The sequence below is a fragment of the Streptomyces sp. CB02959 genome, assembly GCF_002803155.1.
In the GTDB taxonomy this organism is placed as follows: domain Bacteria; phylum Actinomycetota; class Actinomycetes; order Streptomycetales; family Streptomycetaceae; genus Streptomyces.
Genome location: NZ_NNBP01000009.1, coordinates 347,869 through 361,021 on the forward strand (window position 1 = coordinate 347,869; position 13,153 = coordinate 361,021).

Annotated in this window: 14 protein-coding genes and 1 pseudogene; 6 read left to right on the plus strand and 9 right to left on the minus strand. The window is 68.3% G+C overall.

The annotated features are described in order from the left end of the window. Positions 1-29: 29 nt before the first annotated feature. Both CG747_RS17335 and CG747_RS17340 read right to left on the minus strand, forming a co-directional pair. Positions 30-1,022: a S9 family peptidase gene (locus CG747_RS17335; RefSeq protein WP_100602619.1), complete on the minus strand. Its 993-nt coding sequence runs from the start codon at positions 1,020-1,022 to the stop codon at positions 30-32. Then, positions 1,019-1,939, minus strand: a complete 921-nt coding sequence (locus tag CG747_RS17340) for a zinc-binding dehydrogenase (RefSeq protein ID WP_100602620.1) — start codon at positions 1,937-1,939, stop codon at positions 1,019-1,021. Before CG747_RS17340 ends, CG747_RS17335 begins: the two co-directional genes overlap by 4 nt. 89 nt (positions 1,940-2,028) lie before the next feature. Between CG747_RS17340 and CG747_RS17345 the strand changes: the two genes are divergently transcribed. Beyond that, positions 2,029-2,973, plus strand: a complete 945-nt coding sequence (locus CG747_RS17345) for a LysR family transcriptional regulator (protein ID WP_100602719.1) — start codon at positions 2,029-2,031, stop codon at positions 2,971-2,973. Positions 2,974-3,249: 276 nt separating this feature from the next. On the opposite strand, the gene CG747_RS17350 is transcribed toward CG747_RS17345, so the two are convergent. Further along, entirely contained in the window at positions 3,250-3,996 is a 747-nt protein-coding gene (locus CG747_RS17350; RefSeq protein WP_100602621.1) for a phosphotransferase family protein, read from the minus strand. A 518-nt stretch (positions 3,997-4,514) separates the two neighbouring features. On the opposite strand from CG747_RS17350, the gene CG747_RS17355 reads away from it, so the two are divergent. Beyond that, positions 4,515-5,366 (plus strand): META domain-containing protein, encoded by an 852-nt coding sequence (locus CG747_RS17355; protein WP_180985576.1) that lies wholly within the window; start codon positions 4,515-4,517, stop codon positions 5,364-5,366. Between the two features lie 134 nt (positions 5,367-5,500). Here CG747_RS17355 and CG747_RS17360 read toward each other — a convergent pair whose 3' ends face one another. The 5 genes and pseudogenes from CG747_RS17360 to CG747_RS17375 form a co-directional block, all read right to left on the minus strand. Continuing rightward, positions 5,501-5,962, minus strand: coding sequence for a pyridoxamine 5'-phosphate oxidase family protein (locus CG747_RS17360; protein ID WP_100602623.1), 462 nt, complete (start codon positions 5,960-5,962; stop codon positions 5,501-5,503). 140 nt (positions 5,963-6,102) lie between these two features. Further along, positions 6,103-6,306: pseudogene (locus CG747_RS49515) on the minus strand (NUDIX domain-containing protein); the annotation flags it as partial. A gap of 17 nt (positions 6,307-6,323) precedes the next feature. Beyond that, entirely contained in the window at positions 6,324-6,620 is a 297-nt protein-coding gene (locus CG747_RS47325; RefSeq protein WP_146022096.1) for a hypothetical protein, read from the minus strand. Beyond that, complete coding sequence (locus CG747_RS17370; RefSeq protein WP_100602624.1) at positions 6,611-7,159, minus strand: hypothetical protein; 549 nt, start codon at positions 7,157-7,159, stop codon at positions 6,611-6,613. The genes CG747_RS47325 and CG747_RS17370 overlap by 10 nt, the downstream gene beginning before the upstream one ends. A 260-nt stretch (positions 7,160-7,419) precedes the next feature. Next, positions 7,420-8,274 (minus strand): family 43 glycosylhydrolase, encoded by an 855-nt coding sequence (locus CG747_RS17375; protein WP_180985577.1) that lies wholly within the window; start codon positions 8,272-8,274, stop codon positions 7,420-7,422. Between CG747_RS17375 and CG747_RS48060 the strand changes: the two genes are divergently transcribed. The 3 genes from CG747_RS48060 to CG747_RS17385 all read left to right on the plus strand — a co-directional run bounded on the left by CG747_RS48060 (position 8,267) and on the right by CG747_RS17385 (position 10,358). Then, complete coding sequence (locus CG747_RS48060) at positions 8,267-8,764, plus strand: hypothetical protein (protein ID WP_180985578.1); 498 nt, start codon at positions 8,267-8,269, stop codon at positions 8,762-8,764. The genes CG747_RS17375 and CG747_RS48060 overlap by 8 nt on opposite strands. Positions 8,765-9,297: 533 nt before the next feature. Further along, the gene (locus CG747_RS17380; protein ID WP_100602626.1) at positions 9,298-9,645 is read left to right on the plus strand and encodes a PadR family transcriptional regulator; all 348 of its coding nucleotides are present in this window, start codon (positions 9,298-9,300) and stop codon (positions 9,643-9,645) included. After that, on the plus strand, positions 9,642-10,358 hold the full coding sequence (locus tag CG747_RS17385; RefSeq protein WP_100602627.1) for a hypothetical protein: 717 nt from the start codon (positions 9,642-9,644) through the stop codon (positions 10,356-10,358). The genes CG747_RS17380 and CG747_RS17385 overlap by 4 nt, the downstream gene beginning before the upstream one ends. 846 nt (positions 10,359-11,204) lie before the next feature. Here the strand turns inward: CG747_RS17385 and CG747_RS17390 are convergent. Continuing rightward, the gene (locus CG747_RS17390) at positions 11,205-12,131 is read right to left on the minus strand and encodes an IS630 family transposase (RefSeq protein WP_146022097.1); all 927 of its coding nucleotides are present in this window, start codon (positions 12,129-12,131) and stop codon (positions 11,205-11,207) included. 83 nt (positions 12,132-12,214) lie between these two features. Here CG747_RS17390 and CG747_RS49520 point away from each other — a divergent pair, with 83 nt between their 5' ends. Then, entirely contained in the window at positions 12,215-13,093 is an 879-nt protein-coding gene (locus tag CG747_RS49520) for an ATP-binding protein (protein WP_100602629.1), read from the plus strand. Positions 13,094-13,153: the final 60 nt, after the last annotated feature.

The window sequence follows — 13,153 nt, forward strand, 5'->3', positions numbered from 1 at the left end:
CTTCCCGGCGGCTTCGGGAGAACGAGCCTTCAGGCTGGTGCTCCCATCAGCGTGTGCGTGAGGTGGTCGCTGAGGTGAGGCAGCCAGTCCGGCCGCGCGTTTCCGAGGAGGTGGTCGCCGTGTGGGACGGACAGGTAGCTGCCGTGCGGTGCCAGGCGGGCCAGGGACTCGCCGTTCGCCACGCCGGGGATGACGTCCCGGCCGCCGTCCACGACCAGTAGCGGGGCCGCGATGCGGGGCGCCAGGGCGGCGAGGTCCACGTGCTGTGCGAACTCGTGTGCGGCGTCGGTTCCTCCGGCGCGCCGGGCCATGATCTCCCTTACCGGCTGCGGTAGTTCCTCCCAGTCGAGGCGGGAGGGACCGCTGACGGTGGCGACCGCCGCCACGCGCGGCTCGAACGCCGCGGCCCGGGCCGCGAAGTAGCCGCCCAGACTCAGGCCGACGAGCCCGATGCGTGCGGCGCCGAGGGCATCGATGGCCCGGCCCACGACCCACTCGTAGTCCGGCACGAACGTCGTGGTGGCCGCGAGCACGCCCTGACCGGGACCGTCCATCGCGAACACCGCCAGTCCTCGGGCCAGCAGCGCGGACACGAGATCGAGGAACTCCTCCTTGGCCGAGTCCAGGCCGGGGACGACGACCACGGTCCCCGGCGGGTTAGCGGGGCCACGCAGCCAGCCGGTGAATCCCTCTCCGCTCACCCGCCGCGCACCGGGCTCCAGGAGGGTGAGAGCTCTGCTCAAGGCGTGATCCGCCGCGGCGGCGGCACGCTGCGCTTCGGCGTACGGCGCCAGGGTGGCCAGGTGGAACCACCGGGCCGCCACCAGCAGGTACTCGCCCGCCGAGCGGACTGATCCCGCGTCCTCCGCGCGCTGGAGGTAGCTCTGTCCGGTGCGCAGGAAGGCCGGGCCCCAGTCGGCGACGGAGGTGAGGCCGTCGGTGATGCGCTGGTACTCGTGCGGGTCCACGCCTGCGCCAGTGGCACGGGTCCACTGGGCCGCGGCGAACTCGGTGGGGTTCATCGTGCTCCTCCAGTCAGCAGGACGGCCTTGCCGCGTATCCGGCGCTCTCGCAGGTCGACCAGGGTTTCGGCGGTCTGTGCCCAGTCGGCGATACGGCCGATCTCCGGGTGCAACCGGTCCTGCTCCACCAAGCCCACCAGCGCCGAGAGATCGCATCCGTACGGGGCGCCGGCGTAGTGGAAGTGCTGGATCGTCACGCGCTCGGGCCCGCCGAGGAGCTGGAAGAAGTCGAGGGACACGGGGGTGCGGCTCGCCTGGCCGAACCAGATGAGCAGGCCGCCCGGGTGCACCTTCGACAGGGCGAGTGGCAGCTCCGGCCCGCCTGTGGACTCCAGCACGACATCGAACGGGCCCTGGGCCGCCGCGACCTCGTGCACCACCCGCGCGCCCAGCGCCGCGAGCCGCTCACCGCGCACCGGCGTGGCCGTCACCGCGGTCACCGCCGCTCCGGCCCCCACGGCCAGCTCGGTGACATAGTGGCCGACGCCGCCCGAGGCACCGGTCAGCAACACCCGTCGGCCCACCAGGGATCCGGCCGTACGCAGCAGCCGCAGGGCAGTGATCCCGGCCAGGGGCAGAGCCGCCGCCCGCGCGCTGTCGACGCTGTCCGGGAGCACCGCGAGCGAGTGCGTGGGCACGGCGGCGTACTCGGCCCAGCCGCCCTGTGCCGGGTGCCCGACAACGCGGGTACCGATGCCGGGGCCGGAGCCGTCGGCCGCCGCCTGTACGACGAGCCCTGCGATGTCTTTGCCTGGCAGCAGATCCGGCCGGGGGCGTTCGAGAAGGAACGTCTCGCCCCGGTTCGGGGCGAACGCCTCGACCTTGATCAGTGCCTCACCAGGCTCCGGTATGGGCTGGGAGACCTCGGCGAAGGAGACCGGGCGCGCCGCATCTCCCGTGGGAATCAGTCTTTGCACGGAGAGAATGCAACCTCCGCGGCCGCCCCGCGATCCAACAACGAACAAGCAAACCCGACAACTTTTGGTTGTCACCTATGGTGGGAGCCATGGACCTCGACGTGGCGCAGGTACGTGCCTTTGTGCGCACCGCCGAAGAACTGCACTTCGGCCGGGCGGCCGGAACGCTCGCAATCTCCCAGCAGGCGCTGTCCAAGAGGATCGCGCGGCTGGAATCCCTGCTCGGCACCGAACTCTTCCGGCGCGGCGGCAACGGCGTACGCCTCACCGAGGCCGGACAGCGTTTCCTCCCACCTGCCCGGCAGACCGTGGCGGCCGCCGATGCCGCAGTCGCGGCCGTGTCCGCGAAGGAACATCCGCTACGCGTGGACGTCTGGGGGCACCTCTACGCGCCCATGCGGACGCTGGCCCAGGTTGCCGGACGGGCCGGGGAACTGGCCCTGGGGCACGGGCGCGACCTGTCGTCGGTGACGACGGCACTGCTGCACGGCGACATCGACGCGGCCTTCGGTCGAGTCCACCCTCCGCTGCCCGCGGGGCTGACGCACCGCCTCGTCCGACTCGAACCGGTGGACGCCGTACTGAGCACGGACCATCCGCTCGCGTCCGAACCGGCTCTGCGGCCGGACCAGTTGAGCGACAGCACGCTGTGGGCACCCGGTGCACTGGACCGGCTCGACTTCCTCCACCGGTTCGCCGACCGATTCGGCATCCGGAACACGGCCACGAGCGTCAACCTGGGGCTCGCCCACTTCCTGGCAGAGGTGGCGGGCGAACCACGAAGCTTCTCGCTGGTGCCCGCCGACGTGCCACTGCCGGAGGTCCCAGGACTGCGCTCCGTCCCCCTGGTCGATCCCACACCGCTGTACGCCTGGTCGCTGCTGTGGTCCACCGGAAACGGACACCCGGGACTGAACGACCTCGCCACCACCTGCACCGAGGAAGCAGGGCGAAGCCGATGGCTGGAGTACGACCCGACCCGCGACTGGCTGCCTGAACCACCCACGAGTGATCCCGGCTCCGGACAAGGATGACCTCGTCCAATTGCGCGGCTGGGGTGCCTAGTCGGTGATCGTTGCCGGTCCCAAGAGCTGAGATTCGTTCCTCTCCTCGATGACGATCTTCACGGACCCCGGGATGAGGACGCGGCGCAGGGGAGCCTGCGCCGCCCGTTCCTGTCCGAGGGGGGAGACATCCGCGCCCGGTGGAACCTGAGCTGCGGCCGTCCGGGACTCGTGTCCTCACGGAGCTGCTCGTCGGTGAGGACGGGAACGTCGGAGCGCATGCGCAGCAGTCGGGCCCGCGCCGCCTCACATCCGGGATCTCAGCACGTCGACCTCACAGCCCGGCGCGAACGGGTCGAAGCCGTGCTCGATCAGCCAGCGAACTGCCAGCAGGCTTCGCAACGACCACCACGCGTGGATCACGTCGAGGTCGACGTCGGTGCCATAGCCGGCGAGGACGTCGTCGAGGTGCTCCTCGTGTCCGAGCGTGAAGGTGGCGAGGTCGTACAGGGCATCACCCTGGCCCGCCTCGGACCAGTCGATGATGCCCGTGACCTCGTCGCCGTCGACGAAGACGTGCGCGATCTGCAGGTCGCCGTGGGTGAACGCCGGAGTCCACGGCCGGAGTGCGGCCGCGGCGACTTGGCGGTTGTGGGCGACCAGGTCAGCGGGCAGGAGGCCGTTCGTCACGAGCAACTCGCACTCGTCGTCGAGTTCCGCCGCCAGCGCGACGATGCTCCGGCCGGCCCGGCCGGGCCGGGGCGGCAGCGGCGCGTCGTGCAGCTTCCGGATGGCGGCGCCCGCCGCGGCCCACGCCGCCGACGACCCGGTCGACGGCCCGCCGAGGCGCCCAAGCGTCTTCCCCGGGAGTGCGGCGATCGCGAGCACGGGCGGCTTGCGCCACAGGACCTCCGGGGTCGGGACCGGCGCGAGGGACATTGCCTCGACCTCGACGTCGATGCGCGCCTGATCGGCGTCCACCTTCAGGAACACGTCGCCGACGCGCAGGGTCGCACGCTCGGAATGGGCGACAACGACTTTGACCTCATCCATGGGCGACCAGTATCCCGGGGATGATCGCCGATGTCGCCGGGTTTGTCGCGTGCGATTACGCGGCTGACTGCGTCCCCATACTCGGCAGCCTCGTGCGCGACACCAACCTCTGACCAGGTCAAGTCCATTACTTTTGGCAGGAGTTCTCAGTGCCGCGCCGACAGCGTGGACGCGTCAAGGTGCAAGAGCGGGCGGAACGTCTTCCGGCGAGGCCGGTCGCGCATCACCGTGGCCTCGGCCGCTCGGCCCGGTGGACTGTGGCGCCCGCGCCCGGGTGGTCAACTACATTCGCCGGAAGTGGATTTCCGAGAAGGGCGCGTGGTTCGGCATGCTGATTTCGCTCAGACGTGTTGCAGGGATCGTCGCTGGCATAGTGGTGGCGTGCGGCGGGCTCTCGGCCTGTGGGACGGCCCCAGGCGACGCGGGCGGCCGGAGCGGTGGCGGCACGGCATCCGCTTCGCCGACGGAGAAGGGGCCAGGGGGCCTGGGGGGGCCGCCTGTTCGGTGGAATCTGGACCTTGGACGAGCGCACACTCACGGTGGACGGACAAAAGGTGCAAGGGCCCGAGCAGGCCAGTCCGTGGCTGGAATTCCGTGCGGACGGTTCCGTTGCGGGGGACTACGGCTGCACGCCCTTCCACCGGACAGCCGAACTGACGGCGACCACACTGACGTTGGGCGAAGACCTTCCGGCCCTGCCATCGCCTTCGGAGACGCCCGCTCCACCCGACGCGACGGTCTCCTGCCCGAAGCCGGAGGCACAGCAGGGGGACCCCGCGAGTTCCACGGGTGGTGGCGCGCAGGAGGCGGATCCGGAGGGCAGCAACCCGGGCCTGGCGGATTTCGAGGCGAAGGTCAAGAAGTTCTTCCACCGAGGCGCGCTGACGATCGCCGAGCACAAGCTGGCGCGGCAACCGGGAGGGCCGCCGCCCGGCTCGTTGCCGCAACTGCGCAACGCACAGGGTGACGTGGCCACCCTCACCGTCGTCCGGACCCCGGGCTTCTTCGACACCGAGTTCCACCTGACCGAGTGGTCGGTCTTCGACAGTCGCGACAATTTCAAGTCCGCCGAGGACACTTCCTTCACGTTCCGGCGCGACGGCACCGTCACCGGCAAGCTCGGCTGCAACGACTTCACCGCCAAGGTCTTCTACGACGGCTCCCATCTCTTCTTCCGGGACACCCGACTCACCACCCACCGCACCTGCGCCGCGCAGAACATGAGAGACGAGGCGGCCATCGTCAGAGTGCTGGACCGTTCCTTGTACTACAGCTATCACGGCAATCGCAGCGGGCTCTCCCTGAACGACGAGCACACCAGCCCGGACCAGCTGTCGGGCTTGTACTTCGATGCCGCCACAGGCACGTAGCCCGCAACCGCCCGGCACGCCGGGGTTGCCCGCCCAGTTGGCAGTCAGGCATCTGGCTCATGCGGCCGGTGTCAACGGGAGCGAACAACATCCGCAACGACGGGGATCGGGGAAGGCCGATCAGGGAGCGGCTGCTATGCCAACCACGTTCCATCGCGCATGATGACCCTCCCGCGAAGCTCTGGCTCGCCGCGCCAAGCGCGCACAGTCTTCGGCGCCATGCGTATGTACAGAAAGGAAGCCGCCTCCCCTCGCGGGTCCCATCCGAACTTGGCGGCGAACGCTTCCGCTGCGTCTCCGGGCACTTCCTGGTCCGGGAAACACTCCACCTCACCCTGGAGAAGCACCACGTCGAAGGTATCTGGCAGCGCCAGGCGAACGCGCGGCTCCTTGCGGACGTTCCGCGCGGTCACGGAGGTAGCACTGGTGCACATCCACACCGCTCGTCCATCCCACAAGAACCACAGCGGCACCTGGTGCGGCCCGTGAGCAGGGTGAGACGTTGACACCCATACTTCCCGTTCGGTGACAAGCCGTTCACACGTGTCGCGCCTACGCTCCGCCGCTTGGCGACGAACGTCCTCTGTGTTGTGCATGAGCGCTGACGCTACCCAGCGTGCTCAACGCGCGCATGAGGCCAGGGACCTACTTCCCACGTACGATGAACTCCTGAGCCTACGGCTCGGCGGCGGCCGACCGGAGTACGCCCAGCGACGCCAACGGACGTCGGGGGAGGTTCGACCACCGTGTCGCAGCCGGTCTCCTCAGCGACCTCCCGGATCACCGCATCGAACGGATCCTCCGCGTGCTCGCCCCTGCCGCCCGGAAGGGTTCAGATGCTCTCGCCCTGCTGCGGTACGTGACGGCCGAGCAACACCCGTCCGTCCTTGATGCATTCGGCGAACGCCGCCAACCGGAAACTCGTCCCCGCGCCTCCCAAGTGCTCACTGACACCGCTCAGCAGGTGCCGGCCGTGACCTTGACGGATAGCTGGACGGGCTCGATGGACGAGGGCTCTCGCTTGGGAGTCGAAGTGATGCGCATGCAGAACAAGGTGCTGTGCGACCCCATGTCGGTCACGGCATAGTTGTCGGTGCCGCTGGGATCCGATTGCTCGACGCGGCCCACCGAGACGTTGGGGACTTTTGGGCTTTGGGGTGACCTGTCGAGGAGGTCACTGATGTGCACCTCAAGGCTGGTCGAGTTGGTCCACGGTTCTTTCAAGCTTGCTGCGCCTTCGGGCTCTACGACCATCTCGGTTCACGGGGCTTGGTGTGCTTGCTACCTGGCCGGTGCCGGCTTCGAGCCAGCGTGTGGGCGTCGTATTCCGTCTTGCTCATCGCCGTACGTTGCTCGGGCTCGATCACGGTCTTGGCTGATCGCCAAGGCACGGCCGACGTCCAGCCGATCACCGGCATGGTCTCGTCGAAATGCGGAGCGAACTCCGCACATCTGAGCCTGGGCATCTGGTAGTTCAGGCCGCGGACACGCTCGGTGAACGCGGCGGGTAGGAGGACGTGGTGCGTCTCCACGTAGTGAGGGAAGTCCTGTCGCCAGAGCCATGCTCCGTCGGTGACCAGCGAGGAACAGCCGAGCGAGTGACGGTGGGCTGCTCCGGTGATGACGTCATTGCCGCCTTCCATCACGTCGAGCAACACATGACCGGCATCGAGGTAGGAGACGAGTGCTGCCTCGTCTGGTTCTCCGACGGGTCGCACGGCATCACGCACAGGACCGCTCGGTTGCCCGGGATGTCTTTCGAACTCGTCATAGAAACCGAGCAACCCCAACATCGCTTCCCCTCCCCCGATTGCGTCACCAGTCTGCCAGCCGCGCTTGGACTTGTCTGGGCGATGATGCTTGGAGCCAGATGATCAGGACTGCCGCGGCGGTGGCGCCGAGGAAGGCGCGGCTGCGGGTTGCGCCATCCGTTCACGGCGGAACCTGAATATCCGGCGGCCGCCACGGCGGGCCGAGGCAGCGGCACCATGGGGCCGAGCCGAGCGCCGGACAATGACGACGCAGTCATGGTGCGGGGTTCACAACGACCGAGTTAGCTGGTGCCCCACACCACGCCGGTGTCGGCGTTGATGGTGACTTTCGCGTGCCAGGCCATCGTCAGCGACCTGTCGGAGGGGAACCGCAGCGGCAGCCAGACGTAGGTGGAGTCATTGTGCGTGCCACCTCTAGGCTGCGCCCATCGGTCGCCGAGGTAGAGGTACGAGGTCGTGCGGCTGCCTCGTACGGGGAGAACGGACGTGACCTGCGAGCCGTAGGCGGTACTGTCGCCGAGGTTGGCCATGCTGCTCCAGGGACCTGCGATGTTGGTCGCTGTCGCGTACTTCTGCTGGTTCGGGTTCCAGCCGGTGGTGCCCGAACTCACGAGAAAGTAGACGCCGTTGCGCTTGAAGACCGACTGCGCTTCCCGTCTGACGTTGTGCAAGGTGGTCACCCTGGCGGCGATCCCGAGGTAGTCGGAGGTCAGGCGGAAGATGGTCAGGTCCTTCTGCCCGTTGGTCGTCGAGAGCAGGTATGCCTGGCCGTCGGTGTCACGGAAGACGGTCATGTCGAAGGACCGGTACCCCATGGGGCGGAAGCTGCCCCGGTAGGTGTAGTTGCCGTCCACCGTGGGCGAGGTGGCGATTGCGACCTTGTTCTCGGTCATGGGGGACGGGTGGTTCTCCTTGCGCAGGAAGAGCACGTATTGCTGGGTGCGAGCGTTGTAGATGATCCTGGGTCGCCAGACTCCGGCGTTCTGCAACTCGGGCGCCGATGCCTGCCTCAGCGCGCTGTTACGAAACTCCCAAGTGCGGAGGTCAGTGGATCGGTAGACCGGGATCGATGCGAATTGGGAGTTGGGGTAGGTGTTTTCCCCGAACCAGTAGTAGTACCCACCCACTTTGATCATGCTGCCGCCATGCCCGTGTACCGCGTCTCCGGCGGTGTTGATGAACTGGGTTCCGTTACTGAACGGCACCGGGGCGGCCTGGGCTGTGCCGGCAGCCGATAGCGGCAGGAGAAAGCCGATCCACATGGCGACGACTAATCGCAGAACAGCATGCAATGCTCTACCCATAGGTGCACATCCCTTTACGCATTCCTACAGCGAATACACGCAAGGAGTTCCTGAAAGCCTCCAAGGCCAAAAGAAATACCCCTCGACGACCGCCGGAAACGTCAAGATGAAACCCGACCGAGAAGGCGAGCAGCCAGGCCGCATCCCGTGTCAGCGCTTGGCCGATGGGCTACGACGCCGGTCACACATTGTGGTGCGGGTGCGCGAGAAAGTGCTTCAGGGTGAAGGAGTTGAGATCGGCAGCCGCGGTGTGCAGCAGCAGGAGTTACTCAACTTCATTGAAGGTGCTGGCGCCGACCTGCCGGGCCACAGTGACGAGTAGCCGGGCCAGGCCTTCCTGACCGTGGGCAGGGGCGAGACGGAGGGCCGGTCGGTATTGTCGTCCGATCCCGCAGTCCTCTGCCGGGTCACGGCCTGGCCTCAGCCGTCGTGCGGTCGTTCGCCGAGCGCAGGCCCTGCGCCCCGTGGGGCAAGCCCGACCCCCATCACCGGGAGCTGCCGCCTGCGCTCGTCCATGGGACAAAGCCCGCGGGAGATCGTCGACTCAAATCCGGCCCGCGACATGCCGCTCCAACTATGCAGCCCCGGACCGCTTCGGCGACCGGGGGTGTCTGCGTTGCGAATCAACCGATCTGCGGCCGGGCCCATCCTGGAGGAATCGCTGCCTGCGGACCTTGCGCGTACGGAGACGGGGCGGCGGGGTAACCGTCGCCGGTACGAACGTGTGGCGACCCCTGACAAGGCAGGTGCGCCGGCGGACAGCCGAAGCGCACGTACCGGCCCCGCGGAAGCCCCTACTACCTTGCACTGCACTAGCTTGTAGTGCATGAGTCTTGCTGTGTAAGGTACTGGCTCATGGAGGAGACATCCACCCCACGTGCCCAGTGGCTGCGAGGGGTCCTGGACATGTGCCTGCTGGCCCTGATGGCGGAATCCCCGGTCTACGGGTACGAGTTGACGGTCCGGCTCGCCGAGGCCGGGCTCGACGTCGCGGACGGATCGATCTACCCGGCGCTGGCGCGCCTGCGTAAGCGCGAGCTGGTCGAGGTCGAACGCCGCAGTGGGGGCGGGGGCCCTGCCCGGACCTACTACAGGCCCAGCGAAGCAGGCATGCGGCTTCTCCGGTCTTGGAGTCGCGACTGGAGTGAATTCGCTACGAGCATCGACTCCATAGTCACCCAGCCTGCACGGGAGGAATCATGACGCCGACGGTCGAGGATGCGATACACCAGGCCATGGAGACATGGCACCGCCTCGGGATCGAACAGGACGAGGCCGATGAGATGGCCGAAGAACTGGCCGCCGACCTGACCGCCGCCGCCCTCGACGGCCGGTCGGCCACCGACTACATCGGCGGCGACATCGAGGCGCTGGCCACCTCCTGGGCATCCGAACGCGGTCTGCTGCCCACCCGCCGACGCCTGAAGGAGACTGCCCTCGCGGCGGCCACGGGCGCCGCGATACCCGCCCTTGCCGCGCTCCTCTTCTGGTGGGTGTCCTGGTCCCACTTCCTCGACCCCAGCAGCGAATCAGCGGTCACCACGCTCGACGGGCATGTGCTGCGGGAGGTGCGCAAGTTCCCCAATGCCGGCGTTCCGTTGATGTGGGTGGGCTGGGTCGCATGCCTGCTCACCGCGTTCTTCTTCATCCGGCGCGCCGTGGACGAGAGCTTGCGGCTTCCCCGCGACCCCGCACGCGAGGCGACCGTGCGGGCCCTCACCAAGGCCCTCCCGGTCATCCTCGTGGCGGCGGCCCTGCTGGGCGTCGGGATCGGGATCTTCGGGGCATACGTGGTGGGATACTTCCAGCTCCTCTTCACCATCCCGGTCGCGCTGGTCGGAATGATCGGCGCCGTCGCGGCCGGTGCCGCTTGGGTCCGGCACCGTACCTGCCCGCCCACAACCGCCACCTGCTGAACCGCGGACTGTCGGCTGTCTGCGCTGCGGAAGCATGCGGCCAGGGACTGCTCCAGGACGACCATCTCAGAAGCCGGCTGGTGGCGAGGCGGTGACGTTCGCCGAGGTCCGGCACCGCGCCTCGGTATCCAACTGGCTCGTCTACGCCGACGGCGTTCACGAGCACATCGACAGGCACGCACCCAGCAGGTTCTCAAACCTGCCCAGGACCCGGAGGCCGGCGTCTCCGCGAGCGCCGCCAGCCTGAAGACGAACCTCGAACTCACTCGGGAAGAGGCCCGCGCGCCGCGCCGGGAGCGCGGTGAGCTCAAGCGGCCCTGCGGCGGAGCCTCAGCCATCAGCTCGAACAGATGGCGGACACGGACCTGGTGGCGGGAATCGACGAACTCACGGAAGTCGCCCATCGACTGATCGGGGAACGGGATAGCACGCGACTCTGGATCATCTGGAGCGATCAAACGTACCCGAACCCGATCGGCCCCAACCCCGTCCATACGGAACCCCTGTCACGCACACGACTACGGCCAAGTCGGCTGTAACGCAAGCGACTTCGAGGCATGGACAGTACACAGCCCTTCTATGCCCTAGTGAAGTCGCAGGACGCCGGCCCCGGATCGCGGATGACCTTCAACACCGCAATGACCGGCGGTCCACCACCCGGTCTCCGCATGCTGGCGGGACAGGCCCAGCCCCTGGCGACGGCGGCTCCAGGGTCGTCGTGGCGGACCTTCTCCGTCGGCCATCGCACCAAGCGTGTCGAGAGCGTGGACGTGACCCTCGAAGAGCGATCGCGCAGGTGGAACCAAGGGGCTCTTGGGCTTCTCCCCGAAGCTTCGCACCCCGCCGTTACCAGCGACGCACGTCCGGGTGGGCACGGGGCATCGGACGCGGCCCCGGGGCTACCCTCATATCGGCGACACCGCTGCCCCTTTCCAAGAGCGCCCACTCCACGCACGCGACCTCGTGTCGCGCCTCTACGGTGTGGGAGGAGCAGTTGTCGAGCACGACGTGGATCTCCTTGTCAGGAGCGATCGCCCGATCGAGCTGGTCCTGGAAGGCGGTGAAGGTCGCCGCGTTGTTGCGGGCGATCACCTCAGTGCGGACCTCACCGGTACGCACGTCGAGAGCGGCGACGAGGGAGGCGGTGCCGTGACGCCGGTGCTCGAACTCCTGCCGGGCGGGTTCACCGGGGCGTGCGGGACGACCGGGATGGCGGTGTGAACGGGCGGCGATCGCGGTCTTCTCGTCGATCGAGAGAACCACCGCTCCCTCCGGCGGATCAAGGTAGAGGGCGCATACCCCGGACGTTCGCTGCCAGAAGTCGGGGGTGTTCCGGCGGGTGAGCCAGCCACGGACCTTGTGCGATTTCAGGCCCAGACCAGCCAGGATCCGGCCGACCTGGGAGGCGGAGACCGACACGAAGCAGGCTCCGGCCACGTGCTGGGCGACGGCCCGGTGCGACCAGGTCGCCTCCGGATGCGGCGGCATGCTGGTTGCTGTGGCCACGGTCGCTACGCGAACCTCGGGCCCGTAGGTCTTCGGCCGTCCCGACCGTTCGGCCTCCCGCAAGCCGTCCGGGCCCAGTGCGGCGAACCGCCCTCGCCACTTGCGCACCGTGTTCACGCTGAACTTGGGCTCTCTGGCGATCGCGCCATTGGCGACTCCGTCCGCCGCCGCGAGGACGATTCGGGCCCGTAGCGCCGCCCGCACCTCGGACTTCGCCGAGGCCACCATCCGCACCAGCCGCTCGCGGACCCGTGAATCGATCGCCACCGCCACCGCTGCCCCCGGCCGTCGCCCACCCTCCACGGCAAACGATCATGGCGGGCCGCCGCCGCACCCGGCAGGATGGGCCCGTGCCGAAGAACCCCCCGGAATCGATGCAGCACCACCTGCGCCGGCGTCTGAACCGCCACGCCCGCGCATGCTGGCCCCACGTGGACGCCATCACGGTCCGCTTCCGCACAGGATTCGCCTACGTGGCAGCCGAGTTGCCCGGCGAAAAGAGCCTGCCACTGTGCCGACTGCGCTTCACCGGCGTGCTGCACACCTGGGGCTACGCCCTCTACCTGGCCAGCAACGACAGCTACCGGGACAACATCCTGCCCAGCGGACTGCCCGCCGGCTCCCCGGAGGAAGCCCTCGACTGTGCAGGCGACCTCTACCTCAACGCTCTCGCGCCCGTCATCCGGGTGCCGGCAGGACTCGTCGTCCTCGTCGGCCCACCAGCCTCGGGCAAGACCAGCTTCGTTCGGGCACTGATCGCGCGCCGCCAGATCGACGCGGAAGCCGTGGTGTCCAGCGACGAGATCCGCGCGGAGCTTTTCGGCACCTCACCCGCGGAAGCGGAATCCGACGCGGCGGACGCACGGGTTTTCGAGGAACGTGATCGCAGGATCGCCGCCAGGCTAGCCGCCGGACACAGCGCAGTCGCCGAGTCAACGAACGTCACGCCGCAGGCACGCGCACGACTCATCGGCATCGCCAGGCGCTTCAACGCCCCGGTGACCATGCTGCGATTCAACCCGGACCTCACCGACCTCCTCCAGCAGTACACCGAGCGAGGCCGCGCGGACCTCACCGCCACGGACGTCCGTGCCTACGCCGCCATCATGACCCGGGACGCCGGTGCCGACCAGCTCCGCTCCGAGGGCGCAACCCTCGTCCACGATGTCCCTGGACGCCGCCAAGCGACCACTCCCGCCGCAGCCGCTGCGCACTTCTCCTTCGCCTGACACAACCGGTGTGTCCAGACCTGCCTTCCGACCCCCTCCACGAACTTCCGCGGAGCAGCA

What these genes read in the sequence shown, in the direction of transcription:
- CG747_RS17335 (WP_100602619.1), bottom strand. Translation starts at nt 1,022, where the DNA reads ATGAACCCCACCGAGTTCGCCGCGGCCCAGTGGACCCGTGCCACTGGC.
- CG747_RS17345 (WP_100602719.1), top strand. Translation starts at nt 2,029, where the DNA reads ATGGACCTCGACGTGGCGCAGGTACGTGCCTTTGTGCGCACCGCCGAA.
- CG747_RS17350 (WP_100602621.1), bottom strand. Translation starts at nt 3,996, where the DNA reads ATGGATGAGGTCAAAGTCGTTGTCGCCCATTCCGAGCGTGCGACCCTG.
- CG747_RS17360 (WP_100602623.1), bottom strand. Translation starts at nt 5,962, where the DNA reads ATGCACAACACAGAGGACGTTCGTCGCCAAGCGGCGGAGCGTAGGCGC.
- CG747_RS47325 (WP_146022096.1), bottom strand. Translation starts at nt 6,620, where the DNA reads ATGGTCGTAGAGCCCGAAGGCGCAGCAAGCTTGAAAGAACCGTGGACC.
- CG747_RS17370 (WP_100602624.1), bottom strand. Translation starts at nt 7,159, where the DNA reads ATGTTGGGGTTGCTCGGTTTCTATGACGAGTTCGAAAGACATCCCGGG.
- CG747_RS17375 (WP_180985577.1), bottom strand. Translation starts at nt 8,274, where the DNA reads ATGATCAAAGTGGGTGGGTACTACTACTGGTTCGGGGAAAACACCTAC.
- CG747_RS17380 (WP_100602626.1), top strand. Translation starts at nt 9,298, where the DNA reads ATGGAGGAGACATCCACCCCACGTGCCCAGTGGCTGCGAGGGGTCCTG.
- CG747_RS17385 (WP_100602627.1), top strand. Translation starts at nt 9,642, where the DNA reads ATGACGCCGACGGTCGAGGATGCGATACACCAGGCCATGGAGACATGG.